The sequence below is a fragment of the Actibacterium sp. genome (assembly GCF_041584535.1).
Classification (GTDB): Bacteria; Pseudomonadota; Alphaproteobacteria; order Rhodobacterales; family Rhodobacteraceae; genus Actibacterium_D.
In genome coordinates this window covers 1-3,098 of record NZ_JBFHDW010000297.1, presented here as the reverse complement: position 1 = coordinate 3,098, position 3,098 = coordinate 1, and the positions used below count along the sequence as shown (strand labels likewise).

At 63.8% G+C, this 3,098-nt stretch carries 2 protein-coding genes and 1 pseudogene; all 3 read right to left on the bottom strand.

The genetic code is table 11. The features are described 5' to 3' along the window. Positions 1-754 (bottom strand): sigma-54-dependent transcriptional regulator (locus tag ABYW26_RS12585; protein ID WP_372605252.1); only part of this gene is annotated, 754 nt, incomplete at its 3' end. Next, on the bottom strand, positions 751-2,274 hold the full coding sequence (locus ABYW26_RS12580; RefSeq protein ID WP_372605251.1) for an ATP-binding protein: 1,524 nt from the start codon (positions 2,272-2,274) through the stop codon (positions 751-753). The genes ABYW26_RS12585 and ABYW26_RS12580, both read right to left, overlap by 4 nt. A gap of 166 nt (positions 2,275-2,440) precedes the next feature. Continuing rightward, a pseudogene (gene prpE / locus ABYW26_RS12575) lies at positions 2,441-3,098 on the bottom strand (propionyl-CoA synthetase); the annotation flags it as partial.

Here is a 3,098-nt window from a genome sequence, read left to right as displayed (position 1 = left end):
TTTGCAGGTTCAGGTCCATCTCGCAAATCTCGTCCAGAAACAGCGTGCCGCCATCGGCGGTCGCCGCCGCGCCGGGCTTGTCGGCGATGGCGCCGGTGAACGAACCCTTGAGATGGCCGAATACCTCGGATTCCAGCAGGTCGGGCGGGATCGCGCCACAGTTCAGCGGCACGAACGGCCCGCGCGCCCGGTTGGAATTGGCGTGAACCGCCTGCGCGCAGATTTCCTTGCCGGTGCCGCTGTCGCCGGTGATGAACACGGTGGCCATCGACCGCGCGACCGAGCTGATCCGGTCATAGACCCGCTGCATTTCAGGCGAGTTGCCGACGAACCCGGCCATCGCGCCGGGCGGGGCGGCATCGGGCTTGTCGCCGCGCTGGCGGCGGGCATCGGACAGGGCGTTTTCGACCGCGTGCAGGAACCGCTGTTCGTTGAACGGCTTGAGCAGGAATTCATAAGCGCCGCCGCGCATCGCCTCGACCGCCCGATTGATCGAGCCATTGGCGGTAACGACGATCACATTGGTATCGGGCTTTAACGCCAGCAAATCGCGCATCAGGTCCAGACCGGACCGGTCCGGCAGCATCAGGTCCAGCAGCACCACATGCGGGCGCAGGCGGGTGAATTGTTCCAGACCCTCTTGCGCGGTGCCGGCGACCGCCACCTTGTAGCCGGCCGAGGTCAGCACGGATTCATACACCATCTGCAACGATGGCGTGTCCTCGATCAACAACAGGGGCGGTTGCGGTATCATGTCCTGCCCTCGCCGAAGCGATCCTCGAATTCCTGCGTCAGCCGCTCCAGCACCCGGTTCACCTGCGAGATCACCCGTGGCCCGACGACCCCCGACAGAGACGAATCCTTGTTATGCGCTGCTGTGTTCAGTGTTTCCGCCATGTTTTGCAGATAGTCTGCACCGATCGCCCCGGCCAGAGAAATCAAAACATGTGTCCTTGCCCGCAACAAGGCAAAGTCTGGCCGACGCAGCCCGTCCTGAATGCCGGTTTGCACGGTTTCAAAGTCCTGCCGCAGCCGGTCCAGCAATTCGCGGCCGTTGGCGTCGCCGGCCAAGGCCATCAGCCGGTCCAGATGCAGATCGTTCAGCGGCGCGAAACCGGCCTCGGCTTTCAGGCTGGGCAGGCTGTGATCGCCATGCTTGGCCAGAACGTTGGAAATCGCGTGGCCGAAGGATTCGATGCTCATGATCGGTTTCGCCAGAATGCCATCGGCCCCGGCGTCATAGATTTCCTCGCGGTTGGCGCTCAGGACATAAGCGGTGATCGCCAGCACCGGCAGGGCGCGCCCGTCGCCTTCTGAACTATGTCCAAGGGTCTCGCGCTGGCGCAGGGCGCGGATCAGGTCCAGACCCGACAGGCGCGGCATTTCAATGTCGATCAGCGCCAGTTGATAGGGGCCGTCCTCAAGCGCCAGCAGCGCCTCTTGCCCGTCCGAGGTGATACGATAGCACGCGCCCAGCGTGTCCAGCATTTGCGAGATCAGCAACTGGTTGGTCTTGTTGTCCTCGGCCACCAGCACCCGCTTGTCGCTCAGGTCGGGCAGGGCATGATCGCCATCGCGGCGCTGGGCCGGGCCGGGCGCCCAAGCGGCGCGCGGCAGCAGCAGCGACACCGCCGCACCACCCAGAGAGTGGTTGCCGACCTCGATATGACCGCCAAGCTGTTCCGCCAGATCATGCACGATATGCAGGCCCAGCCCCGAGCCGGGGGTTTTGCTGGCGACCGGACGTCCGCCGGCCTCGAACAGCAGGGCCATGGCCTCGTCGCTGAAGCCGGGGCCGGTGTCGCGCACGGTCAGGCACAGGGTCTCGCGGGCGCGCATGCCGACGGACAGGGAAATCTCGCCCTGCTGGGTGTGCTTGGTGGCATTGCCGATCAGGTTGGCCAAGATGCGCTCAAGCGCGCCACGGTCGCAGCCGATCAGCGGCGGCAGGTCATCGCTGAGTTCAATGGCAAAGCGCAGCTTTTTCTCCTGCACATGCGCTGACCAGCGGTCATTGGTGTCGGTCAGGAAATCCCGCAACGACAGGGCGCTGTTCTGATGGGGTTCGCCGGGGCTTTCGCCGGTGACCAGTGCCAGAACCTCGTCACTGAGCCGGGCCAGTTGTTCGCTGGCGCTGCGCACCCGGACCAATTGCTGACGTGACGTGTCGTCCAGCCCTGTGAGATCGGCCAGGGCCAACCCGCCCAGAATATCGGAAACAGCATTTCGTATGTCGTGGCCCAGAAGGGCGGCGCGTTGCGACGCGGTGGGCACAGGCCCAGGCCGGGTGTCCGCAGGGTCGGTCAAATCTGATACTCCAGTTCTGACCAAAGACGCATGGCATCCACCCGTTAAAGTTGCGGCGCCTTAGTTCTATCGCGCCTAAGCACAAGCGCCAACCCATCTTATTCGACAGGTTGGCGCCCGAAAGTTCAAGGGCTTAGTTGTCGCCCGGATAGCCCAGCGTCTGCAGCGCCACGGCGATTTCGTCCAGAATGGCCGGATCGTCGATGGTCGCGGGCATCTTGAACTCTTCGCCATCGGCGATTTTCACCATGGTCGCCCGCAGGATCTTGCCCGAGCGGGTTTTCGGCAGGCGATCGACGACGCAGGTCATCTTGTAGGCCGCGACCGGACCGATCTTTTGCCGCACCAGCGTGGCGCATTCCTTGGACACGTCGGCGGCATCGCGATCGACGCCCGCGTTCAGACAGACAAAGCCCAGCGGCATCTGGCCTTTCAGCTTGTCCGCAACCCCGATCACCGCGCATTCAGCGACATCCGGGTGGCTGGCAAGGACCTCTTCCATGGCGCCGGTCGACAGGCGGTGGCCAGCGACGTTGATGACGTCATCGGTGCGGGCCATGATGTAGAGATAGCCGTCTTCGTCTTTGTAACCCGCATCGCCGGTCTCGTAATAACCGGGGAAATGTTCGAGGTAGCTTTTCTTATACCGCGCCTCGGCGTTCCACAGGTTTTGCAGCGTGCCCGGCGGCAGCGGCAGCTTGATCGCGATGGCGCCCATTTCGCCCGCAGGCATCGGGTGACCGCCTTCGTCCAGAATTTGCACGTCATAGCCCGGCAGCGATACCGACGGC